At 34.9% G+C, this 24,031-nt stretch carries 25 protein-coding genes and 1 pseudogene; 14 read left to right on the plus strand and 12 right to left on the minus strand.

Features of this window, described 5'->3' with window-relative positions:
* The first annotated feature begins 25 nt into the window (after positions 1-25).
* Positions 26-1,087 carry a 3-isopropylmalate dehydrogenase gene (gene leuB, locus BLS90_RS04790; protein ID WP_073353596.1) on the plus strand — a complete coding sequence of 354 codons (1,062 nt, stop codon included), beginning with the start codon at positions 26-28 and terminating at the stop codon, positions 1,085-1,087.
* Between the two features lie 108 nt (positions 1,088-1,195).
* Here leuB and BLS90_RS04795 read toward each other — a convergent pair whose 3' ends face one another.
* Both BLS90_RS04795 and BLS90_RS04800 read right to left on the minus strand, forming a co-directional pair.
* On the minus strand, positions 1,196-1,558 hold the full coding sequence (locus tag BLS90_RS04795) for an RNA recognition motif domain-containing protein (RefSeq protein WP_091255845.1): 363 nt from the start codon (positions 1,556-1,558) through the stop codon (positions 1,196-1,198).
* A gap of 153 nt (positions 1,559-1,711) precedes the next feature.
* Positions 1,712-2,191: a DUF6252 family protein gene (locus BLS90_RS04800; RefSeq protein ID WP_091255848.1), complete on the minus strand. Its 480-nt coding sequence runs from the start codon at positions 2,189-2,191 to the stop codon at positions 1,712-1,714.
* A 200-nt stretch (positions 2,192-2,391) separates the two neighbouring features.
* Here BLS90_RS04800 and BLS90_RS04805 point away from each other — a divergent pair, with 200 nt between their 5' ends.
* From BLS90_RS04805 to BLS90_RS04830, 6 genes are all read left to right on the plus strand, one after another.
* Complete coding sequence (locus tag BLS90_RS04805) at positions 2,392-2,949, plus strand: 30S ribosomal protein S16 (protein WP_091255851.1); 558 nt, start codon at positions 2,392-2,394, stop codon at positions 2,947-2,949.
* Positions 2,950-2,963: 14 nt separating this feature from the next.
* Positions 2,964-3,488 (plus strand): ribosome maturation factor RimM, encoded by a 525-nt coding sequence (rimM, locus tag BLS90_RS04810; protein ID WP_091255853.1) that lies wholly within the window; start codon positions 2,964-2,966, stop codon positions 3,486-3,488.
* A 147-nt stretch (positions 3,489-3,635) separates the two neighbouring features.
* Positions 3,636-4,343, plus strand: coding sequence for a tRNA1(Val) (adenine(37)-N6)-methyltransferase (locus BLS90_RS04815; protein ID WP_091255856.1), 708 nt, complete (start codon positions 3,636-3,638; stop codon positions 4,341-4,343).
* A gap of 178 nt (positions 4,344-4,521) precedes the next feature.
* On the plus strand, positions 4,522-5,700 hold the full coding sequence (locus tag BLS90_RS04820) for an acyl-CoA dehydrogenase family protein (RefSeq protein WP_091255858.1): 1,179 nt from the start codon (positions 4,522-4,524) through the stop codon (positions 5,698-5,700).
* A 92-nt stretch (positions 5,701-5,792) separates the two neighbouring features.
* Positions 5,793-6,575, plus strand: a complete 783-nt coding sequence (locus BLS90_RS04825) for a DUF3050 domain-containing protein (protein WP_091255861.1) — start codon at positions 5,793-5,795, stop codon at positions 6,573-6,575.
* 147 nt (positions 6,576-6,722) lie between these two features.
* Positions 6,723-7,619: a serine/threonine protein phosphatase gene (locus BLS90_RS04830; RefSeq protein WP_091255864.1), complete on the plus strand. Its 897-nt coding sequence runs from the start codon at positions 6,723-6,725 to the stop codon at positions 7,617-7,619.
* A gap of 28 nt (positions 7,620-7,647) precedes the next feature.
* Here BLS90_RS04830 and BLS90_RS04835 read toward each other — a convergent pair whose 3' ends face one another.
* The 6 genes from BLS90_RS04835 to trmB all read right to left on the minus strand — a co-directional run bounded on the left by BLS90_RS04835 (position 7,648) and on the right by trmB (position 11,579).
* The gene (locus BLS90_RS04835; RefSeq protein ID WP_091255867.1) at positions 7,648-7,965 is read right to left on the minus strand and encodes a 2Fe-2S iron-sulfur cluster-binding protein; all 318 of its coding nucleotides are present in this window, start codon (positions 7,963-7,965) and stop codon (positions 7,648-7,650) included.
* A gap of 211 nt (positions 7,966-8,176) precedes the next feature.
* Positions 8,177-8,416: a NifU family protein gene (locus tag BLS90_RS04840; RefSeq protein WP_073353585.1), complete on the minus strand. Its 240-nt coding sequence runs from the start codon at positions 8,414-8,416 to the stop codon at positions 8,177-8,179.
* 100 nt (positions 8,417-8,516) lie between these two features.
* Positions 8,517-9,647, minus strand: a complete 1,131-nt coding sequence (locus BLS90_RS04845) for an Mrp/NBP35 family ATP-binding protein (RefSeq protein WP_091255869.1) — start codon at positions 9,645-9,647, stop codon at positions 8,517-8,519.
* A gap of 201 nt (positions 9,648-9,848) precedes the next feature.
* Complete coding sequence (locus BLS90_RS04850) at positions 9,849-10,178, minus strand: MGMT family protein (protein WP_091255871.1); 330 nt, start codon at positions 10,176-10,178, stop codon at positions 9,849-9,851.
* A 45-nt stretch (positions 10,179-10,223) separates the two neighbouring features.
* Positions 10,224-10,859 (minus strand): LysE family transporter, encoded by a 636-nt coding sequence (locus BLS90_RS04855; protein WP_091255874.1) that lies wholly within the window; start codon positions 10,857-10,859, stop codon positions 10,224-10,226.
* Between the two features lie 42 nt (positions 10,860-10,901).
* Positions 10,902-11,579 (minus strand): tRNA (guanosine(46)-N7)-methyltransferase TrmB, encoded by a 678-nt coding sequence (gene trmB, locus BLS90_RS04860; protein ID WP_091255876.1) that lies wholly within the window; start codon positions 11,577-11,579, stop codon positions 10,902-10,904.
* A 179-nt stretch (positions 11,580-11,758) separates the two neighbouring features.
* Here trmB and BLS90_RS04865 point away from each other — a divergent pair, with 179 nt between their 5' ends.
* From BLS90_RS04865 to BLS90_RS16985, 3 genes and pseudogenes are all read left to right on the plus strand, one after another.
* Positions 11,759-13,363 (plus strand): L,D-transpeptidase family protein, encoded by a 1,605-nt coding sequence (locus BLS90_RS04865; RefSeq protein WP_091255878.1) that lies wholly within the window; start codon positions 11,759-11,761, stop codon positions 13,361-13,363.
* A gap of 492 nt (positions 13,364-13,855) precedes the next feature.
* Positions 13,856-15,118: pseudogene (locus BLS90_RS16980) on the plus strand (hypothetical protein).
* Positions 15,084-15,770: a M13-type metalloendopeptidase gene (locus BLS90_RS16985; protein ID WP_220083868.1), complete on the plus strand. Its 687-nt coding sequence runs from the start codon at positions 15,084-15,086 to the stop codon at positions 15,768-15,770. Before BLS90_RS16980 ends, BLS90_RS16985 begins: the two are co-directional and overlap by 35 nt.
* Before the next feature lie 88 nt (positions 15,771-15,858).
* Here BLS90_RS16985 and BLS90_RS04875 read toward each other — a convergent pair whose 3' ends face one another.
* Together BLS90_RS04875 and BLS90_RS04880 are read right to left on the minus strand one after the other, a co-directional pair.
* Entirely contained in the window at positions 15,859-16,368 is a 510-nt protein-coding gene (locus tag BLS90_RS04875; RefSeq protein WP_091255881.1) for a nuclear transport factor 2 family protein, read from the minus strand.
* 13 nt (positions 16,369-16,381) lie between these two features.
* Positions 16,382-18,838 carry an AsmA family protein gene (locus tag BLS90_RS04880; RefSeq protein ID WP_091255883.1) on the minus strand — a complete coding sequence of 819 codons (2,457 nt, stop codon included), beginning with the start codon at positions 18,836-18,838 and terminating at the stop codon, positions 16,382-16,384.
* Between BLS90_RS04880 and BLS90_RS16790 the strand changes: the two genes are divergently transcribed.
* Both BLS90_RS16790 and BLS90_RS04890 read left to right on the plus strand, forming a co-directional pair.
* A complete protein-coding gene (locus tag BLS90_RS16790; protein WP_091255886.1) occupies positions 18,837-19,028 on the plus strand; it encodes a hypothetical protein in 192 nt (63 codons plus the stop codon). The two genes, BLS90_RS04880 and BLS90_RS16790, sit on opposite strands and share 2 nt — an antisense overlap.
* A gap of 312 nt (positions 19,029-19,340) precedes the next feature.
* On the plus strand, positions 19,341-20,918 hold the full coding sequence (locus BLS90_RS04890) for a L,D-transpeptidase family protein (RefSeq protein ID WP_091255888.1): 1,578 nt from the start codon (positions 19,341-19,343) through the stop codon (positions 20,916-20,918).
* Positions 20,919-21,012: 94 nt separating this feature from the next.
* Here the strand turns inward: BLS90_RS04890 and BLS90_RS04895 are convergent, their stop codons facing one another.
* Positions 21,013-21,327, minus strand: a complete 315-nt coding sequence (locus tag BLS90_RS04895; protein ID WP_091255890.1) for an HPF/RaiA family ribosome-associated protein — start codon at positions 21,325-21,327, stop codon at positions 21,013-21,015.
* A 121-nt stretch (positions 21,328-21,448) separates the two neighbouring features.
* Positions 21,449-21,790 carry a hypothetical protein gene (locus BLS90_RS04900; RefSeq protein ID WP_091255893.1) on the minus strand — a complete coding sequence of 114 codons (342 nt, stop codon included), beginning with the start codon at positions 21,788-21,790 and terminating at the stop codon, positions 21,449-21,451.
* On the opposite strand from BLS90_RS04900, the gene BLS90_RS04905 reads away from it, so the two are divergent.
* The gene (locus BLS90_RS04905; RefSeq protein ID WP_091255895.1) at positions 21,789-21,995 is read left to right on the plus strand and encodes a helix-turn-helix domain-containing protein; all 207 of its coding nucleotides are present in this window, start codon (positions 21,789-21,791) and stop codon (positions 21,993-21,995) included. The two genes, BLS90_RS04900 and BLS90_RS04905, sit on opposite strands and share 2 nt — an antisense overlap.
* Positions 21,988-23,967 (plus strand): DUF2075 domain-containing protein, encoded by a 1,980-nt coding sequence (locus tag BLS90_RS04910; RefSeq protein WP_091255897.1) that lies wholly within the window; start codon positions 21,988-21,990, stop codon positions 23,965-23,967. Before BLS90_RS04905 ends, BLS90_RS04910 begins: the two co-directional genes overlap by 8 nt.
* Positions 23,968-24,031: the final 64 nt, after the last annotated feature.

Genomic DNA, 24,031 nt, shown 5'->3' on the forward strand with positions numbered 1-24,031 from the left:
GAACAGAAAAATCAAACTTTAAGACATGAAATATACAATCGCACTTTTAGCTGGGGACGGAATTGGACCCGAAGTAATCAATGAGGCCGTAAAAGTTTCCGATGCTATTGCAAAAAAATTCAATCACGAAATTATTTGGACACCAGCACTTACAGGTGCTTGTGCCATTGATGCCGTTGGAGTTCCTTACCCAGACGAAACGCATGAAATTTGTATGAAAGCAGATGCAGTATTGTTCGGAGCTGTTGGACATCCAAAATTCGATAATGACCCAAGTGCTCCTGTTCGTCCCGAACAAGGATTGTTATTAATGAGAAAAAAATTGGGCTTATTTGCTAATGTCCGTCCTACTTTTACATTTCCTTCACTAATTGACAATTCCCCTCTAAAAAGAGAACGTATCGAAGGAACGGACTTGGTTTTCCTAAGAGAATTAACTGGTGGGATATATTTTGGAGAAAAAGGAAGACTAGATGGAGGCGAAACTGCTTATGACACGTGCACATATACAAGAGTTGAGGTACAACGCTTAGCCAAAAAAGGTTTCGAATTAGCAATGACCAGAACTAAAAAACTCTGTTGTGTTGACAAAGCCAATGTTTTAGAAACCTCTCGATTATGGCGAGAAACGGTACAAGCAATGGAAAAAGACTATCCTGAAGTTACAGTAAGTTATGAATTTGTAGATGCTGTTGCTATGCGATTAGTACAATGGCCTAATTCGTATGACGTATTAATTACTGAAAACCTATTTGGAGATATTTTAACGGATGAAGCATCCGTAATTTCTGGATCGATGGGATTAATGCCGTCAGCCTCTGTAGGAGAACATACTTCATTATACGAACCCATTCACGGCTCCTATCCGCAAGCAACTGGATTGAATATTGCGAATCCGTTAGCGACTGTTTTATCTGCAGCGATGATGTTTGAAGATGCGTTTGGATTAAAAGAAGAAGCAGAAGCTATTAGAGCAGTGGTGAATAAATCTTTAGAACAAGGAATTGTAACTGAAGATCTGGCCACCAAAGATGCTAAAACCTATAAAACCAGCGAAGTTGGTGACTGGTTAGTTGCTAATTTGTAAAACAAATTGTTTTTTTGTAGAGACGCACTGCAGTCTCTACAAAAAAATTAAAACAAAAAAGGTGTCAATTTACATTGACACCTTTTTTTATAGTTGTAGAAAAAAATATTAATATCCTCCTCTGTTTCCACCACCACGGTTTTCTCCACCACGGCTGTTTCCACCACCATAACCACCGCGTGAATCTCCACCACGACTGTTATTGTTAAAACTTCTTCTTTCGCCTTCTGGTTTAGGCTCAGATTTGTTTACTACAATTGCACGTCCTTGAACAGTTGCACCGTTCAATTCGTCAATAGCTTTTTGAGCTTCTTCATCATTTGGCATCTCAACAAAACCAAATCCTTTACTTCTTCCAGTAAATTTATCAGTAATAATTTTAACTGAATCAACTGCTCCGTAAGCCTCGAAAGACTCTCTTAAATCTGCTTCCTCAATACTGAATGGAAGGCTTCCAACAAAAATATTCATATGTACTTATTTAAATAATACAACAAATGTACTGCATTTTTTTTCTAATCTACTATATATTAGCTTATTTATGATTTTATTTTAAATTTAAAATGAAAGTAGTGCGGATAAAACAGCAAGTGCATGTGGTTAGTAAACCTTAAAACCTATATTTTAAGGAACAAGGACACTTACCGGAACCTTGTAAAAAACGCCTTGCTGAAAATTCAAAACGGGATCTGCTGGGGAGTTGTCATCAACATTTTCAGCATTAAATTTAAAAGTTCCTGATATTGTATTATTTTCAGAATCATATTCGGTTATTATTATTTCACCATTTCCAATATCAATTCCTGTTGTATATTTGATTTCGCTATTTCCTTGATTTACGACATAAACAGCCGTTTTTGAATTACTTGAGCCCAAAGGATATTTCTGCGTTGTGGTAGAAGTCATTTTCAAAGACATTACTTCGGTTCCAGTGTAGGCTTCGATCAATACAGATCCATCGGACGCTAAGGTCGCTTTTGCCTGCACGGCCCTCCAAAACACATTGTTCTTCATACCTTGAAAAGAAGGATTATTAAACCTAACGTCTTCCTCACAAGAAAGTACTGCAAAAAACACCACAAGAAACATGATATATTTTTTCATAAAACCAATTTTGAAGTAACAAAAATAAGGTATTAAAGTTTAAAAAAATAAACTCCGTATAAAAAAATAGCCATCAAAATCACACGCGACACAATACCATCGATTAAAACACGACTTGGATTAGCGATTATCAATAAAAAATGTATCTTTGCACCCTTAATTAATCGAGGTCGAGTACCTCAAAATTTAATCACAAGATTATGTCAGTAAAAATTAGATTACAAAGACACGGTAAAAAAGGAAAACCTTTTTACTGGGTTGTAGCAGCAGATGCTCGCTCAAAAAGAGATGGTAAATACTTAGAAAAAATAGGTACTTATAATCCAAACACAAACCCAGCAACTATCGACTTAAACCTTGATAGCGCAGTAAAATGGTTGCACAATGGTGCTCAACCAACTGATACTGCAAAAGCAATTCTTTCTTACAAAGGAGCTTTATTGAAACATCACCTTGATGGTGGTATTCGTAAAGGAGCTTTAACTCAAGAACAAGCTGATGCAAAATTAGCGACTTGGTTAGAAGCAAAAACAGGAACAGTTGATGCTAAAAAAGACGGTTTAACTAAAGCACAAGCTGATGTTAAAGCTAAAGCTTTCAAAGCAGAACAAGATGTAAATGCAAAACGTTTAGCTGCAGCTGCACAAGCTGAAGCAGATGCCATTGCTGCTGCTACTCCTGCTGTAGAAGAAGAAGTTGAAGCTGTGGCTGAAGAAACTCCTGCTGCAGAAGAAAATAACGAAACAACTGAAGCATAATTTTAACAGCGAAGATGCGTAAAGAAGATTGTTTCTACTTAGGTAAAATCGCTAAAAAATTTAGTTTCAAAGGGGAAGTTCTTGCCTATTTAGACACGGACGAACCTGAGTTATACGAAAACTTGGAATCAGTGTTTGTTGAATGCAACAAACACTTGGTTCCTTTTTTTATTGAAAGCAGTTCCCTGCACAAAAATGATTTCCTCCGAATTCGTTTTGAAGACATGAATACTGAAGAAGATGCCGATGCCATACTAGGAAATGCCATCTACCTTCCTTTAAAAATGTTACCGAAACTTACTGGTAACAAATTCTACTTTCACGAAGTAATTGGTTTTGAAGTCGAAGACAAACGCTTAGGAGTTGTTGGAAAAATTCAATCCATAAATGACACTACTGCCCAACCTCTTTTCGAAGTGCTTAATGGAGAAGTAGAAATCCTCATTCCTATGATTGACCATTTCCTAGTTAAAATAGACCGTGAAAACAAGAAGGTCATCATGGACTTGCCTGAGGGACTTATCGAAATGTACTTATAAAAAAATGTTCAACTTTGAATGATAGTGTTTAGTCCCACAAATACCCATTCACATATCGTTGATCATCTACAAAAATATTCCGGTTTTAGTATTCAGTTCAAAAAAAATCTGAAATCAGTAAACGCTAATCCTCAATCTTAAATCATTGTGTTCCAATTCAAAAAATTTACTGTCCAACAAGATCGTTGTGCCATGAAGATTGGTACTGATGGTGTTTTATTAGGTGCTTGGACTCCAATAACCAATAATCCTATTAGCATTTTAGACATTGGCACAGGAACAGGTATCATAGCCTTAATGTTGGCACAAAGAACCAATGCGGAGCAAATTGATGCACTGGAAATTGACGAAGAAGCCTATGAACAATCCGTAGATAATTTTGAAAACTCTCCTTGGAGCGATCGCCTCTTTTGTTTTCATGCTGGCTTGGATGAGTTTATAGACGAACCCGAAGACGAATACGATCTCATCATTTCTAATCCACCTTTTTACTCAGAAGACTATAAAACAGAAAGTGCAAAACGTGATTTAGCGCGTTTTCAAGATGCGATGCCTTTTGAAGACCTTATTGAAGCTGCTGATTTGTTACTATCCGAAAACGGAATTTTCTCCGTAATTATTCCCTTTAAAGAGGAAGCTCCTTTTTTAGCTATAACCAAAGAATATGAGTTGTATCCAATACAAATCACCCGAGTGAAAGGAACTCCAACTACCGAAATAAAGAGAAGTTTATTGGCATTTAGCCGCAAAGAAAATGTAGATTTTCCAATTGACGAATTAATTATCGAAACTGCAAGACATATTTACACTCCAGAATATGTAGAATTAACTACCGATTTTTATTTGAAAATGTAAAAAACTTCTTTTAAACAAATCCTAAATTTTCTTGGTTTCCCATTTAATTTAAACTTTCGTTGTACTTTAGAACTTAATTGTGAGAAGAAACAAATCAAATATGGAAAAATATAACAATTGTTAATGCTTTTGTTATATTTCTTTATGTAAATTTGTACTCTATAAAATTCATAAAACCATGAAACCAGACTTATTTCAATCTCCAGATTACTATAACTTAGACGATTTACTAACCGAAGAGCATAAACTAGTTCGTGATTCTGCCCGAGCGTGGGTCAAGAAAGAAGTTTCCCCTATAATAGAAGAATATGCTCAAAAGGCAGAATTCCCAAAACAAATCATAAAAGGTTTGGGAGAAATTGGCGGATTTGGCCCTTATATTCCTGAGGAATATGGCGGCGCAGGTTTAGATCAAATTTCCTATGGACTGATCATGCAAGAAATTGAGCGTGGAGACTCTGGTGTTCGTTCTACATCATCTGTGCAATCTTCTCTAGTGATGTACCCAATTTGGAAATACGGAAATGAAGAACAACGCGTAAAATATCTACCTAAGTTAGCTACCGGAGAATACATGGGCTGTTTTGGATTAACGGAACCAAATTACGGTTCAGATCCAGGAAGTATGATTACCAACTTTAAAGATATGGGTGACCATTATTTATTGAATGGTGCAAAAATGTGGATTTCAAATGCTCCCTTTGCTGATATTGCTATTGTTTGGGCAAAAAATGAAGAAGGAAGAATTCACGGTTTAATTGTAGAACGCGGAATGGAAGGTTTTTCTACTCCTGAGACACATAATAAATGGTCGCTTCGTGCCTCTTCAACAGGGGAATTAATTTTTGATAACGTAAAAGTTCCTAAAGAAAACCTATTACCCAATAAATCTGGATTAGGAGCGCCACTAGGCTGTCTTGATTCTGCGCGTTATGGAATTGCTTGGGGTGCAATTGGCGCTGCCATGGATTGTTACGATACTGCTTTGCGCTATGCAAAAGAGAGAATACAGTTTGACAAACCTATTGCAGGAACGCAATTGCAACAAAAGAAACTAGCCGAAATGATTACTGAAATCACAAAAGCACAATTATTAACTTGGAGATTGGGTGTTTTAAGAAATGAAGGACGCGCAACAACCGCTCAAATTTCGATGGCAAAAAGAAATAACGTAGACATGGCCATTAACATAGCTCGAGAAGCCAGACAGATATTAGGAGGAATGGGAATAACCGGAGAATATTCTATTATGCGACACATGATGAATCTAGAATCTGTAATTACCTACGAAGGAACTCATGACATACACCTACTAATTACTGGTATGGATATTACTGGAATTCCAGCCTTTAAATAGTAATAAACGACTATTAAAGTATTTATAAAATTGATAGTAAAAGCTTCTTGGAAACAAGAAGCTTTTTTATATTTACACAAAAAATACCACCTATGAATATTGCAAAAATCAACAATAGTATTCAGCCACAAAAAGAACTATTGTTACAACATTCTTTATATAAAAAAGTAAAAACCGTAGAAGATCTCCAGTGTTTTCTTGAAAATCATGTTTATGCAGTTTGGGACTTTATGTCATTGTTAAAGGCATTACAATCTAAATTAACCTGCACAACAACACCATGGTTTGCCACACCCAATCCTCAGACTAGGTACCTTATAAACGAAATTGTAGTAGCAGAAGAATCTGACCTGACAATTGATGGGCGACGATCTAGTCATTATGAAATGTACATTGAAGCAATGCAAGTTTGTGGAGCGAGTACCGCTGGAATCGAACAATTTCTTCAGGAAGTAAACTCCCTTAAAAACATATTTGTTGCTATAAAAACAAGTAATTTACACCCTAATATCAAAGCTTTTTTAGATTTTACTTTCCGCGTTATCGAAGAAGGAAAAGCGCATGAAATTGCAGCTGCCTTCACTTTTGGAAGAGAAGATTTAATTCCGAGTATGTTCACTGAAATCCTTAAAAATTTTCAAGCCAATTTCCCCGAAACTGACTTAACTAAATTGATCTATTATTTCGAAAGACACATCGAATTAGATGCTGACGAACACGGACCAATGGCAATGGAAATGATCACAGAACTTTGCGGTACGGATGCACAAAAATGGTCGGATGTAGAAGAGGTTTCTAAATTAGCCTTAGAAAAACGCATTGGTCTTTGGGATGCTATTGAAGAGACTATTATAATGAATGTAGAAATGGCATAGACCCAATTTACCCAAATAAATGTAAGTATCGTTTAGAAATGAATTAGATCTAAAATTAAATTAACAAAAATAACTTCTTAAAATAAGAACCAATGAAAAAATAGCTTTATTAGCTATTTTTTTTATCTTTATTTTTAAATTAAATAAATGTCTTCCCAAGAACGATTAACTAGAGCTTACAAAGAAGCCCACAGAATTCCTTTTGATGATCAATCAAAATTTATTCTCTTTAGTGATTGCCACAGAAGCGACAATAGTTTTGCTGATGATTTTGCAAGCAATAGAAATGTTTATTTTCATGCGATGAATCAATATTACAATGAAGGCTTTACATATTGCGAATTGGGAGATGGTGATGAATTATGGGAGAATATTTTTTTTAAAACCATCTTTGAAGCGCACAAAAATGTTTATCTTTTACTAAAGAAGTTCCATGATTCCAATAGATATCATAAAATTTGGGGCAATCATGAAATGACTTTTCGAAATAAAGATCATGTAGCAAAAACACTTACCACCTATACAAATACCCAAAACGACAGAATAGAACCTTTATTTACTGGGATACAATGCCATGAAGCTCTTGTTTTAGTCCATCTGGAAACGAATCAAGAATTGTTTTTAACGCACGGCCATCAAGCTGATTTCATGAATTACATCGGTTGGAAAATCAATCGGTTTATGGTACGAATATTATGGAAACCATTGCAAATATGGGGCATTTCTGACCCAACGAGTCCAGCTAAAAATTACATTGAACGAATAAAAATTGAACTCCGTATCAAAAAGTGGATTGAAAACAACAATCGAAAAATTACTATTGTGGGACACACCCATCGCCCCAGTTTTTCTTATCCAAGCCCAAATTCAACTCCATATTTCAATGATGGAAGTTGCGTACATCCCAGAAGCATCACCGGAATCGAAATTGCAAATGGAACGATAACATTGATAAAATGGTTTATAGACACTAAGGAAAATGGCATTCTTCAGGTAGTTAGAGAAGTGCTGGAAGGTCCAACCAACTTAAAAGATTATAAATAAAAAGCGAGAATCTCTTCTCGCTTTCTTATTAATTCTCCGGAGCCAACTCCAGTTCTAATCCATCAAGGCTTTCGGTGATTGGTATTTGACAGCCCAAACGGCTGTTTGATTTGACATAAAATGCCTCTGACAACATGGCTTCTTCATCATCACCCATTTCTGGCAAGACCACATCGTTCAAAACATAACATTGACAAGATGCACACATGGCCATCCCGCCACAAGTTCCTTCTACAGGAAGCTCATAAGCTTTACATAATTCCATGATATTCATAGCCATATCCGTAGGAGCTTGCAGTTCATGTACAATTCCTTCTCTGTCTTTAATTTTTATTAATACATCCATTTATTTAAATTTGGAATTGGTTGGTTATCAATTTATAGCATACTGGAAGTCGTGGAAGATTTGAGCGCCTTAGTTAGAAAAACCATTAGAAATTAGCGATTTTAACAGTACAAAAAAACCACGAATAAATCATCAAAAAAATACCCCTTTTAAAAAAATCTAATACCTATTAAAACAGGTATTTTCTTTTAAAGGGATAATTTTAATGTATTTACATGATATTTACAACAGTTTCAATTTGGGGAGCAAACTTTTTGATGGTAGTTTCCACACCAGCTCTCAGTGTCATTTGGTTCACACTGCAACTAGTACAAGCTCCTTCAAGGCGAACTTTTACGTGTTTACCATCCTCGATAGAAATCAGCGTAATGTCCCCACCATCTGAATTCAAAAAGGGTCTAATTTCTTCTAGTGCCTTTTGAACTTCTATTGTTAATTCTTCTGTTGTCATTTTGTTTGTTTATAGATTTAAAGAGTAGAAAATGTAAAGAGTAGAAATCATTTAAAAGATCCTAATTTGTACTTTTTCTACTTCTCTAATTGTCAATTTTCTAATTTTTTTTCACTGCTGAACAACCCGCCATCGTTGTAATCTTAACCGCTTCTGTGGCTGGTAAACTTTCATTTCTGTTGATAACTTCGCGTACTACATTTCTCGTAATTTCTTCAAAAACAGTTTCAATTATTGAACCTGCTTGCATTGCTGCAGGTCGGCCGTAATCTCCTGCTTCTCGAATGGATTGTACTATGGGCACTTCGCCTAAAAACGGTACTTCTAAATCATCTGCTAGATTTCTAGCTCCCTCTTTTCCAAAGATGTAGTATTTATTTTCAGGTAGTTCTTCTGGTGTGAAATAGGCCATGTTCTCTATAATTCCTAAAACTGGAACATTTATCGCTTCAGACATAAACATGGAAACTCCTTTTTTGGCATCAGCCAAAGCAACCGCTTGGGGCGTACTTACAATTACAACACCCGTGATAGGCAATGATTGTACAATCGAAAGATGAATATCTCCAGTCCCCGGTGGCAAATCGACTAACATGAAGTCTAATTCTCCCCAATCAGCATCAAATATCATTTGGTTCAACGCTTTAGAAGCCATGGGTCCTCTCCAGATCACCGCTTGACTTGGCGCTGTAAAAAATCCAATAGAAAGAATTTTAACTTCGTAACTTTCAACAGGTTTCATTTTTGATTTCCCATCAACGGTTACAGAAATTGGTTTCTCGCTTTCAACATCAAACATAATAGGCATCGACGGCCCATAAATATCAGCATCAAGAATCCCAACTGAGAATCCCATTTTTGCTAAAGACACCGCTAGATTAGCAGTAACAGTAGATTTCCCTACTCCTCCTTTACCAGAAGCTACTCCTATGATATTTTTTATTCCAGGGATTTGCTTCCCTTTGATTTCTGGTTTGTCCGGAACCTCTACTTTACTATTGATTTTTATTTTTGCACCAGAAGATACTAATTCAAGAATTGCTTTTTTAATGTCATCTTCTGCCCGTTTTTTAATATGCATGGCTGGTGTGTGCAAAACTAAATCAACTACAACCTCATCACCAAAAGTAATTACATTTGCAATTGCTCCACTCTCCACCATGTTTTTTCCTTCTCCAGCTATAGTAATCGTTTCTAAAGCTTTAAGAATATCTTTTCTATCTAATTTCATTTTTAGTTAACTGTTTTCTATTGGCAATGTATCGCCAGAATATTATCTTTATTTAAACTGATTTCAGATTACAAAGATAGCGGATTAAGTTCTTTAAATAAAGGAATTGGATTGGATTTATTGATGAAGAAATTGGTGGAGATTATCAGGAACCAATCTATTTTTTCGACCATGAATACTTAAGTAGTGCTCCATTATCGATTACTCAATCCTAACTTCCGGCTGCCAAAAATGCTTTTCGAAATCTACAATCTGATTTTCAACCACAACTATCCCTTCATTTTCTAATAATTGCTGCATGAGATTCGTTCCGTCAAAATGCAATTTCCCTGTCAGCAATCCCTTTCTGTTAACTACCCGATGTGCAGGAACATCGTCCAGATTATGCGAAGCATTCATCGCCCAACCCACCATTCGAGCTGAACGAGCAGTTCCTAAAGCTTTAGCAATTGCTCCGTACGAAGTGACTTTCCCAAATGGAATTTGCCTCGCAATTGCATATACTTTTTCGAAAAAATTATCGTTTGCCATACTTCTAAATGGATAAAAAAGGTATCTATTTTTAATTTACAGAAATTACTTTAGATAATACCTTATGATATTGATCAAGGTAACTAATGATATTAATCCTGTGATGCTTCCAATAATAGTATTCATATTGCGCATCAAATAATCTGTTTTATCTTGTATTTTTTGGAAAAAGGTAATATAGAAATAGAATACCAAAAAAGAACCCAATACCACTCCTGAAACAAAAATAAAAACGTGTGCATTATCAAAGTAAAAGAGATTGTACGACGCTAAAGTGACACTTACAAAGACGTAATAAGGAATAGGAAAAAAATTCAGTGCTGAAAGCAGCATTCCGAGAAAAAAACGGGTGGAGGTACTCTTTTTTTTTATTTTACCTTTTTTCTTTTTTGGCTTTTTAGCGATCAACAAAAAATAGATTGTTAATGCTGAAAAAATCCCAAAACCTACTTCCCGCAATAAAACAATTACATCTGGTCGTTCCTTAATAAACTGGGCAAAAAATATGGCTAGTGCAGCTTGAAAGAAAATTACAATTACGGCTCCTAAAACAAACCAAAAAGCACTTCTCTTTCCTTCTTTAAGATTCACTTTGGCAGCTGTCATATTAATCAATCCCGGAGGTGTAATCCCTACGAAGGCAGTAACAAAACCCAAAAACAAAGAAGTAATTAAATTCATAGGCCAAGTGCAAAATCAAAAAAATCTATTTCAAATACAAAACTACTGTTTAATTTTGAATCGAATATACGTAATTGCTTTGTTAACTTGCAAATATTGTTTCTCATAAAAAGTTTGAAAAGCAGTCACTTCCTCTGGACTTCCTTCATTTACATATACATTATGATTGGCATACAGCACTTCATGTCCTTCCCCGTGCAACAACCCTAAAGTATAACCATGCATAAACTCACTATCGGTTTTTAAGTTCACAACACCGTCTTTCTTGAGTACTTTTTTATACAATTGCAAAAATTCAGAGTTGGTCATTCTGTGTTTTGTCCGTTTGTATTTGATTTGTGGATCTGGAAAAGTAATCCATATTTCGTCCACTTCGTTTTCGGCAAAAATATGATTGATTAATTCAATTTGAGTTCGGATAAACGCCACATTATGAAGGCCAGTTTCAACTGCAGTTTTGGCACCGCGCCAAAAACGGGCTCCCTTAATATCAATTCCAACAAAGTTTTTATTAGGATATCTTTCGGCAAGACCTACCGCATACTCTCCTTTTCCGCAACCTAATTCTAGCACTAAGGGATTATCATTTTTGAAAAATTCAGAATTCCATTTTCCTCTAAGGGGAAATAAATCTCCTACTACTTCCTCTCTCGTTGGTTGAAAAACATTTGTGAATGTTTCGTTTTCCTTGAATCTTTTTAATTTATTTTTGCTTCCCACTTTTTTACAATATTTCGGCAAAATTAAGGAATTATATAAGACCGAATGCCATCGCGGTAAAAAAATGAAAAAACGTTTTAAACAAATATCCTATTTACGTCCTTTCACACTATGCCCTTATTGTTAATTCGCTTTCTATCTAGGAATTTTTTGTTTACCTTTAGATAAATAATCAGGCCATGAAAAACCTTATTTTATTTATTACACTACTGTTATTTAGTTTTTTACATTCTAGTGCTTTCGGTTTAAGAAACACGACAAGTAACAAAACTTCTTTCAACCTACCGCTTCCTGAAAAGAAAAACACCATCTCGTATATCAAAGTGGATAGTTTAGTCATTACTAGATTTTTTAAAGTATATGCTAATCTAAAAAAACACAAATTGGATGTACTGGCTTTGTACAAAAAACGAAACTACCATTCCGTATGGTTTGACAAGGAAGGAATTATAGAGTTTGCTCATTTACTCCATTCCAAAGTAGATCAACTCGAGCAAGAAGGCTTAAAGTCAAGCTTTGCTTACAAAGATAAAGTTGCTCTCATTTTTAATAAACAAGTAACGCCAACTCTCACTCCTACTGAAACTGAATTACTGCTATCCACAATGTTTGTTTTTTATGCCAAAAAAGTTTACAAGGGCATTGATCCTGAAAAAATAAGGGGAATTGGCTGGTTTATACCTCCAAAAAACCTTTCTTACACCACCCTGCTACAGTCTCTATTAACCGATCCACAATCATTAGATAAAGATGATAATTTGCTATTTGGACAGTATTACAAACTCCGCGATGTGTTAAAAAAATACCAACAAATGGAACAAAATGGAGACTGGAACGTAATTGTTAAAGACTCCTCAATACGGGAATATAAGCCAGGTGACACTTCCAAAACCATTGCTCAAATCAGGCAACGACTTGCTATCACTGGTGATTTAAAAAAAGACTCTAAAAACAATCGCTACGATGAAGAGCTGCTGACTGGTATTCTAAATTTCAAAAAAAGAAATGGCTACAAATCAGATCCAATCATTACCTCAAGCCACATTCAAAGGCTAAATATTCCTATTGAAAATTATATCAAAACAATTATGGTAAATATGGAACGTTGCCGTTGGATTGCGCCAGAACTTAACAAAGCACCGGAATACATTATTGTGAACATCCCTTCTTTTAAACTATTTTTTAAAAGAGAATGCAAAACCGAATTAGAATCAAATATTTTTGTCGGTAGTACCATGAATGAAACCGTTATTTTTAGCAGTATGATTAGTCATCTGGTATTTAGTCCCTACTGGAATATCCCAACAAGTATTGTTCAAAGCGAAATAAAAACAGCGATGGATGGAGATAAAAACTACTTAATTGAGAATGACATGGAGTGGAATAAGGGTCGAGTGAGACAAAAACCAGGTCCAAAAAATCTATTAGGAAAAGTAAAATTTATCTTTCCCAGTTCAAATGACATATACTTACACGATTCACCATCCACAACCTTGTTTGAGTCGGAGTACCGCGCCTATAGTCATGGGTGTATCAACATAAATAAGGCACAAGAATTGGCTTATTTAATTTTAAATAACGATCCTGATTGGCCCGTGGAACGCATTAAGAAAGCGATGGATGGCGGTAAGGAAACTACTTGCTATCTAAAAAATAAAATTCCGGTTCACTTGGGTTATTTCACTACTTGGGTCAATGATTCTGGCGAAATTAGTTTTTTTAATGATATCTATCAACGTGATGATCGCTTAGCAGAACTCCTTTTTGACACTGACTCGAAATAAATTTTTTTACCCCACTATTATTTCTTTAATAGAAGATCCAATAATATACTTTTTACCCTCTTTGTAGCGGAATTTCAATGAAGATGTTACCGTGTGCATGTCTAAACGGGCGATACCTACAAGCCGGTTTCAAAATACGTAATTTTTATTTTTAAACATTAAAAGTACTAAAAAATGATGAGTAGCTCGGGCGTTTGTTCATTGAGTTCAAATCAGCACAATTTAAAAAAAAAGCTTCAAAAAGCCAGCAGTATCTATCGCCGTCACTCTTCAAATTAAAATTAACAAAACTTCAACTTATTAATAATCAATACGTTATAATTAAACCACTTTTTTTAATTACATTTGATTCTCTAAAAAATCAAAATCATGAAATCCAAACCAAACCCGTTTAAAATTCTGCTTTTAGCACTAGTACCCATTGTTTCGTTAGTTGCTTTTACTACATTGGAAAAAATCGAAAAAGTACTTTCCGGTATTAATACAGGAAACATGGATACATCAGTTCAGCCAGGGGACAATTTTAATGCCTATGTTAATGGTAATTGGATGAAAAACACTAAAATACCGGATGACAAGGCCTCATATGGTGCTGGTTATATGGTTTATGAAAAATCCCAAGAAGACGTAAAAGCTATTATCGAAGCTTCTTCCAAAGGTGTTTTTAGAGCCGGTTCCGATGAACAAAAAATCGGAGACTTTTATGAAGCCTACATGGACACTAAAATGAGAGATCAAAAAGGAATTGCACCCTTACTTCCGGAATACAAAAAAATTGATGCCATTACCAATTACACTGATTTAGCAGCATATTTTGGGTATGCAAACACTTCCGGAAGCAATATTCCTTTTTCCGTTTCGGTAATGGAAGATTTAAAAGATCCAACTCAATACATGCTCATTTCTTGACAAGGTGGCTTAGGATTACCTGATAGAGAATATTACTCGCTTCAAGATGCCAAATCTAAAGAAATACAAAAAAAATATGTAATCCATATCGAGAAAATGCTGCAACTAGGCGGAATAGCCAATGCACCTGATTTATCTAAAAAAATCATGGCATTAGAAACTGTTTTGGCTGCGCAACACATGAAAAAAGAACAAACGCGTGACGTCGTAAAACTGAACAACAAATATGCTATTAAAGATTTGAAGCAACTCATGCCTGATTTTAATTGGGCTAGCATGTTACAGAACGCCAGAATCCAGAACCAACAAAATATAGTCGTTGCACAAGTTGATTACATTAAATCACTAAACACAATTATAAAAACTACCCCTTTAACTACTTGGAAAGCCTACCTGAAATGGAAAGCCATTCATGGAGCGGCAACATCATTGAATACCGCTTTAGACAATGAAAATTTTGACTTCTACAGCAAAACGCTTAGCGGAATACAAGTACAACAACCAATGTGGCGAAGAGGTGTTGACAGAGTAAATAACAGTCTTGGTGAAATCGTTGGAAAGGTCTATGTGAAAAAACACTTCTCTCCTGAAGCGAAAGAACAAGTGACTCTTTTAGTTAAAAACCTTCTTAAAGCGTATGGAGAAAGCATCAAGAATCTGGACTGGATGAGTCCGGAAACTAAGAAGCAAGCTTTGGACAAACTCTCTAAATTCACCCCAAAAATTGGTTATCCAGACCAATGGAGAGATTATTCTACTTTGAAAGTCGTGAAAGGCGACTTGTACGGAAACCAACAAAAAGCCACCGCTTTTGAATACAACAGACAAATTAGGAAAACCGGTTGACAGAACCGAATGGGGAATGACTCCACAAACCGTAAACGCCTATTACAATCCACCACTTAATGAAATCGTATTTCCTGCCGCTATATTACAACCGCCTTTCTTTGATGTAAGAGTAGAAGACGCAGCAAATTATGGCGGAATCGGCGCAGTAATTGGCCATGAAATAGGCCATGGTTTTGATGACCAAGGAAGCACCTTTGATGGTGACGGAGTGCTGAGAAACTGGTGGACACCAAGTGATTTAGCAGCTTTCAAACAAAAAACAGGCGCATTAGTAGCACAATACAATGATTTCAAAGTATTTCCAGATCTCAATGTGAATGGTGAATTTACCCAAGGGGAAAACATTGGTGATTTAGGCGGATTATCCATTGCTATAAAAGCGTATAAAATGAGCTTGGAAGGAAAAGCATCGCCAGTTTTAGATGGTTTCACTGGCGAACAGCGCGTTTTATTAAGCTGGGCGCAATGCTGGTTGGATAAAACTCGTGAGGAAGCTCTACGAAATCAAATCGCTACTGACCCACATTCGCCGGCAAAATTCAGAGTTAATGGTGTAGTGAGAAACATTCCTGAATTTTATACCGCTTTTAACATCCAACCGACAGATTCCTTGTATTTGGCTCCGGAAAAAAGGGTCAAAATTTGGTAATCATAGAATTTACAGCTCATAAAAAACCTCTGCTAAACAGAGGTTTTTTTATGCTAAAAAAGAGTTCTATCAGAAATACTAGATGAATTTATTGTTTAGACTTCAATGTTTTTATCATCGCATCTTCCAAGGCGGATTTGACTTTTATAACTTCATTCGAATTTTCATTAGGTATTGTCATTGACAACACATACTGCTGTATTTTCCATTCTTTACCTATTTTTACCAAAACTCCAGAACCCCGGCAAATCTTCATTTGGGTATTCAACAATTCATCAAACCAAGCTATTTTACCCGTTGCATCAAAATGAAGATGCCGTTCCAAAGTAGTAAAACTCCATGCTTTTCCCTTATCAAAATGCGGCTTTGCATACGTTTGAAAAGCTGCTTTATTCCAGTTTTCGGTTGCATCTGTACCAATGAAAACAGCATCATCAGTCATTAAATTAAAATAGGCATTGTAATCCGCATCTGCTGCGGCTTTGTGCCATGCATCAAGCGCAGCAGTGCTGTTTGCTTTTAAGCTTGCTTGATTCTCAATCGTACTTTTGCAACCTGACAAAGTCATAATAATCAGTAAAATCACTACTTGTTTCATACCTTTTTGCTATTTATTCATGGTTTTTATCCCATCGGATTTTTATTTTCCCCTCTTCATCAACTGCTAGTAAATGCAATACAATTCCCTTATTGCGTTTTTCAGCTCTTTCAATTTTATCGGTGATCAACTCATCCTTTTTAGGATTTCTAAGCGGTATCGTCAAAGCCAAATTTGTCCCTCTGCCAAACGAATAAACACCATTCACATCCAAATTCAAAACGGTAGAGCTTACTTTCAAATCTTTTACCCCAACTAAAGCACCATTTATTTCAAAATTACCAGATAGGTTTCTAAATACAATATTATTGACGTCTCTAAACGGAAAAGCATATTTACCTATCGCAGTGATGGGTTCAAAATCAATCAATGCTCCTTGGTCTACCTTAAATTTAGCGCTGCCTGCCAATGAATTTGTTTTCAATTGTCCTCCAGAAAGAAGCGTTCCTTGCACGGAGGTGGAAGCGGAGAGAAACCCTTTAATGTTTTTAGGTTGAAAAGATTGAATTCCAAAATTATTCAGCGACGTCAGGAATCGGGCAATATCGACACGATTGATTTGTGTGTTCGACTGTAAAAAGAAAAGGTCATCTTTTGGGACCAATTTTCCGTCAAAGGAGATTGTGCCGCCAGAACTTTGCACCCAGCCATCCTTTACGATTAACTGATTATTGACCAATAAAATGGTGGCTTTAGCATTAGTCGCCTCCAGTTTACTGTAAACCATCTGATCTGCTTTCAAATTCAGCACCACTTGGCATTTATCAATTACAGCATACAATTCCGATGAAAAATCATCTTTTGTATTTTTCTTTTTAGATGCTTTTTGACCTGAATTAGTGATACTACCTACAAATTGTTTTATATCCAGAAAAGGAGCATAAATATCCCAATTGACAATCATTTTTTCAGGATTTTCATAATACAACGTCAGAAAATTATCAATCTTTCCCTCCATAAAAATCTTATTCTTACGGTCTTTGAAATTAATTTTTTTTATCAAAAGTGCTTCTTCAGTAAAATCAAGCTCAATATCTGTTTTTACGAAAGTCAAATTTCTTGGTCCGTAATTTACTGTTGCATTTTTAACGTCAACATTTCCAGTAAACAATGGTTGTTGTATTTTTAAATCCAAGATATCAAATTTAAATTCCAGATTAACTTTGGCTTGACCATCAGAAAAATGGATAAAATCTTTAGTCACAATCTCATTCAATCGAGACACATTAAAATCTGATTTAAAACTTCCTGCCGCAGTTGTTTTTTCAAAATTAGAAATAATTCCGATGGGAATTTTAAAAGGAATCGTTTTGTATTTCCCTGAAAAATCGGTCAAGGTAATCGTAGAATTAATATCATTACAACCCGCTCCTTTTTCATATTGGTTGGTGAACGTTGCGTCAAAAGTACAGTCGGTAATAATCCCGTCCGGTATTTTGAGTTCATTATCCCTAATGTTTGTCTTCACAATAATTTCTGGATCTCCCTTAGCACTCATGTCCCCAATAATGGAGCAACTCACATTTATAGGGTTTTTCAAGTCAAATTGGTCGATTTTAGTACTAATATTAGCACTCAATAAAGCAGAAGCTTTGCGCCACAATATCACCGTTTTAATGGCAATATCAAAAGGAGATTTTTTTGCATCCAAACTAAAATGAGCCTTGATATCAAAAAACTCAGGGCCAATTCCAAAATTAGTGGTCGATACACTAATCTGGTTTTTAGCGTTGGAAAAATCAACTTTCAAAACACCTTCTGCCATGCTGTTCTTGATAAAACTTCCTCTTTTGGTATTGAAGGCCATACTTTTGGCTAGTGTTTTCAAATACAGATTCGTCTGCCAATTTTCGTCATTAAATGCAATTTTACTTCGTAAAGCCAGAATATCAAAATCAAACAACTTGTTTCCCATTTGATTTTCAGAAATAAAATGAACTTGATCCATTATGACTTCATCAAAGGTCGAAGTAGTAGCGCTTTTTGTTTTTTTACCTTTTGGCTTAGCCCTAAAGATGTGTGTGTTTACAATTCCATTTTTTCCTTTAAACAAGTGCAAAGTAGCTTGCTGAATTTCGATTTTGTTGATGTTAATCTCGTTTGAAACCAAGTCCCAAGGATCAATTCTAATCTCAATTTGTTGTGCCTTGAGTAGTGTACGTTTGTGAAAGACCCACAAACTGTCCTTTAATTCAACTTGGCTTAACGCCAAAGTCATATTGGGAAAACCTTTTAAGAATTTATATTTAATATCTCCAATGTGGATTGTGCCGGTAATATTTTCGTTGATCTTAGCATTGATTTGGGATACAATTTCTTCTTTATTAGTATTAAAATAAAGTGCCACAACCGCTGAAGATATCAAAATAAGCGCAACTACTCCCGCAAAGAAAAAACCAATTCTTTTGCTTACTTTCTTAAAACTTGCCGTTTTAAAATAAGTTCTTGCGCCCTGCCAAAATTGATTCATGCGTACTCCTTTACTGTTTAAAATACAAGATACTATAAAAACTAATGCTCTTATTAATTTCAAACTACAAATTACAATTGAAATTTTTACGCTAGAATTCGAGCGCAGTACTATTAATGATAAAGAACTTAGAAAAACACCTTATTTATTGGCGAATAACAACTGTTTTAAAAAAGGCAGTACACTCTAAAATAAGGCTTTAACCTGCAGCCATAAAAGATAAAAACAGCCAAAAATTTACAAAAACGAATACTATTTATTTCATAATTTTTGGATTAAAAAAAAAATTTTGATGAAAATAATCTGCTAAACAACAATCTTTAAATCTTAAATATTTTATTATTAGATACTTATACGGTATTTTCTATTATTTACACCTCTTACTAATAAGCACGTGTTCCATCTTCAAGACTACAGCTCCTTTGCAACCGATACTACCGCACTTGATTTGATGTATTTTTGTACTGCCAACCATCCATTCTTCACGAATTAAAAATGAATCATGAAAAAATTATTTTCCCTATTATTCGTTGTTGTTTTTACACTACTGTTTACTGTTGTTTCTTGCAAAAAGAAAAATAAAGAGGTTGCGATGGCACCAACGCGTTTAAACGAAATCGAAAAACCTTTTGACAGTACTCAAATTGGGACCTTCTTTGGTAAATATCCAAAGCTAAAAAACTATCGAGGCGATGTTGAGCAATTGTACCGCAAACATGAATTTCATTATATCTGGTTTGATAAGGACGGCCTAAATGAATTTGCTGGTTTACTTTACAACAAAGTAAATAGCATGAATCTGGAAGGAATTGAAACCGCCATTCCCTACAAAGAAAAATTAGACGATATCTACGATAATCCGGATGACAATCAAAAGGCTAGTATTGAAACGGAGTTACTGAGCTCTGCCCTGTACTTTTTTTATGCTGATAAAGTATATGATGGAATCGACATTCAGAAAACAAAAGATTTAGGTTGGTTTTTACCTCGAAAAAGACAATCTTACGTAAATTACCTAGATTCATTGTTAATCAATCCTACGTTAATTAACAAAGAAGAAAAGGGTGTTTTGAAGCAATATTTCCTTTTAAAAGATGTTTTACAGGAATACCGCAAAATAGAAAAAAAAGGCGGGTGGAAAGCGATTGCACTTGATCCAAATGTTAAATCCTATAAACCTGGCGACAGCGCCACTGCCATTGCGCAAATCAGAACGCGTTTGTTTATCACGAATGATATGTCCCGAGATTCAAAAAGTGCTGTGTATGATGCCGAATTAGCGACAGGAATTTTGAAATTTAAAAAGAGAAGTGGCAATCTGCTGAACAAAACGATTCTGCCGGAACACATCAATTATATGAATGTTTCAGTTGCGGATCGCATCAAAACTGTTATGGTCAATATGGAACGTTGTCGATGGATTTCGAATGACATTACCAAATCCAAGGAATTAATTGTTGTCAATATTCCAGCATATGAACTGACTTTTTTCAGAGACGGAAAACCGGAATTACGCTCGAAAGTTGTGGTGGGAAAAGCGATGCACAAAACCGTTATTTTTAGTGCGCCAATGAAATATATCGTATTCAGACCGTATTGGAATGTGCCAACCAGTATTTTGAAGAAAGAAATTCTTCCTGCCATCGAAAAGAATCCAAATTATTTAGAAGAACATGACATGGAATGGAAAGACAATAATGTAAGACAAAGACCCGGACCGGAAAACTCCTTGGGATTAGTGAAGTTTTTATTCCCAAATTCGAATGCGATCTATTTGCATGACACGCCATCCAAAAGTCTATTTGGCAAGGAAGATCGCGCTTTTAGCCACGGTTGCATTCGTGTCGCCAAGCCAAAGGAACTTGCTGCCATGATTATGAAAGATGACAAGAAATGGAATCCTGCTAAAATAGAAACTGCAATGAATGGTGGAGAGGAATATTGGTACACGTTAAAAAATAAAATTCCGGTATACATTGGTTATTTTACCGCTTGGGTAGATGCGGACGGCGTGGTTCATTTCTATGAAGATGTCTATAAAAGAGACGAAGCATTGGCAACATTATTGTTTGATAAATAAAAACACATGCTCTTTTTCCAGAGAATAACAACAAAAAAAATGACACTGTCTTATTTAGACAGTGTCATTTTTTTGTTTGCCAAAAGGCAACTATTTAATATGTTTTCTTTTTTTCGAAAGTTGTTTCCAACACTTTTTTGATTTTGTCTAAGGCACCGTGAAAGGCTTTTTCAGTAGTATCCGCATGATTGGTCACCGCTACAGGTTGCATATTATTTGGTCTTGCTTCGATCAGGCATCGTTTGTCGTTTACGCCACCTTTATCGCTGTTTTCGTCACCAAGGTGTACTTCTAAACGGGTTATTTTATCTTCAAAACGTGCTAAAGTCGTTGCTATTTCATCCGCTATATACGCTTTCAAACGTGCGTGTCCTTCTACATTGTTGTCTGTGTTGATTTGTACTGTCATGTTTTTATTTATTTAATGTTCTATTCTCAAATTTAACGATTGCAGTATGAAAAACCGAACCAATTAATAAAACATTGGGAAAATAAAAGAGAGAATTTATGCTGTTAATGAAAGGAATGGATTAACCATTTTCTAAATAATTATAAATGAAGTCATTCTCAGTTTCAAACTCTGAATCAAATTTCAGTACAAAGCGAGAAGTCAATTTATCAACCCAAATTTCAATTTCTTGTTTTGAATTTAGATTATCCAAAAAAAGCAACTGTGAATTTTCTTCAGAAAAATTATCATCAAAGAACATTGTAATGTCTGCTTTGAAAGTGTCAGCATAATTCTCTTCTGTTTGATGGAGAAATTGTTCTAAATATTTGATTTTTTCGAGTCGTGTCATTATTTCAAAGGTATAAAAACCGGACTGTACTCCGTTGTAATATAGACCACATTTTGTAATATTTGTTAACATGAATATTAAGCAGAAACTCGGTCTAAAGATAAAAGAGCTAAGAAAAGCAAAAGGTCTTTCACAAGAGAGACTTGCAAATCTTGCTGAAATTGACAGAACCTATTTACCAACTATTGAAAAAGGCGAAAGAAACGTTTCTATTGAAGTTGTTGAAAAGTTAGCAAAAGCTCTTGATGTAAGAATTAATGATTTGTTTGATGAATAGAGCTTACTATTCCAATCTCATTGATGCCTTTATTGATGAAGATTCCCAAACTATTTACGGCAAGATTTCTGGAAGCTACGATTTAGACAAATTATCTATTCAACAAAAAAATGCTTGGATAGCTCAAATAGAAATTCTAAAAAAAACTGTTTCTGTTTTTAGCGGGAAAATATATTTTGAATTTACTATTCCTAGAATGGGAAAACGAGTTGACAATATATTAATCATTGACAACTGCATTTTTGTTTTGGAGTTTAAAATTGGGTCAAATACCTATGACAAGTATGCAACCAACCAAGCTTTTGATTATGGTTTAGATTTGAATAATTTTCACGAAGGAAGTCATAACAAAATAATCATTCCAATTTTAGTTGCGGATAGAGCAGCTTCTTCAGAAAATATTTACCGTCCTAGTTTTGATAATTTACATGAAACAATTTACGCGAATTCTAGTAATTTGTCCGAGGTCATTAATGCAACATTATTACATTTTGAAGATACAGAAACAATTGACATCGAATATTGGGAAAATTCAATTTACAAGCCGACTCCGACTATAATTGAAGCAGCAACGGCTTTATATAAAAAACATAATGTCAATGAAATTTCAAGAAGTGATTCGGGAGCAGAGAACTTATCAGTAACATCGGAATGTATTTCTCAAATCATTGATTTTTCAAAAGACAATAATAGAAAATCAATTTGTTTTATTACTGGAGTTCCTGGCGCTGGAAAAACTTTAGCAGGATTGAATATCGCAAATCTTCGTTCCAATTATAAAGAAGAAGAACACGCTGTATTTCTATCTGGAAACGGACCTTTGGTAGATGTTTTACGTGAAGCTTTAGCCAGAGACAAAGTAAAAACTGCAAAAGAAGAAAATGAAACAATGACAAAATCTTTGGCATCATCTCAAGTAAAATCATTTATACAAAATATCCATCATTTTAGAGACGCTTCTATAAAAGATGAAAAAGCACCAATTGAAAAAGTAACTATTTTTGACGAAGCGCAGAGAGCTTGGACAAAAGAACAAGCTTCTAATTTTATGAAACGAAATAAAGGAATTGCTGATTTTGATAAATCAGAACCTGAATTCCTTATTGAAGTTATGGACAGACATAAAGATTGGTGCACAATAGTTTGTTTAATTGGTGGTGGACAAGAAATTAATACTGGCGAAGCTGGACTGGAGGAATGGATTAGACCATTTTCGGATAAGTTTAATGATTGGGATATTTATTATTCCTCAAAAATAATTGAAGATGAAAATTATATTAAAGATCAAAATGCTTTAACAATTCTAAAAAATAGAAAAGCCACAAAAAAAGACGAATTACATCTCTCCATTTCATTAAGATCTTTTAGAAGTGCTCAACTATCAAATTTCATTCAAGAAATTATTAACAATGATATTGATAAAGCTAAAAGTATTTATTATGATTTTATCAAAAAAGATTATCCAATTAAAATAACCAGAGATTTAGACAAAGCCAGAGATTGGTTAAAAAAATCCGCTAAAGGTTCCGAAAGAACTGGAGTTGTAGCATCATCAGGTGGAATTCGCTTGAGACCTTTTGGATTAAATGTGAAAGCTAAAATTGATGCCCCAATTTGGTTTTTGAATGATAAAGATGATATTCGTTCTTCTTACTTTTTAGAAGAAGTTGCAACAGAATTTGACATTCAAGGCTTAGAATTAGATTGGACTTGCGTCGCTTGGGATGGTGATTTATTCTACGATAATAATCAATGGAACTATAGAAAATTCAAAGGTACAAAGTGGCAAAATATAAATAGTAATGACATTACTAACTATTTAATTAACTCCTACAGAGTTTTACTTACAAGAGCAAGACAAGGAATGGTAATCTATATTCCATTCGGTAATAATGAAGATATTACAAGACCAACTTTCATGTATGATGGTACTTTTGATTTTTTCAAATCATTAGGAATCGAAGAAATTTAGCGAGAGCTCTATTCCACAAAAAAACGCTACTCTTTCGAATAGCGTTTTTTTTAAAAATTTATCA

It is taken from the genome of Flavobacterium omnivorum (assembly GCF_900099915.1).
Lineage (GTDB): Bacteria > Bacteroidota > Bacteroidia > Flavobacteriales > Flavobacteriaceae > Flavobacterium > Flavobacterium omnivorum.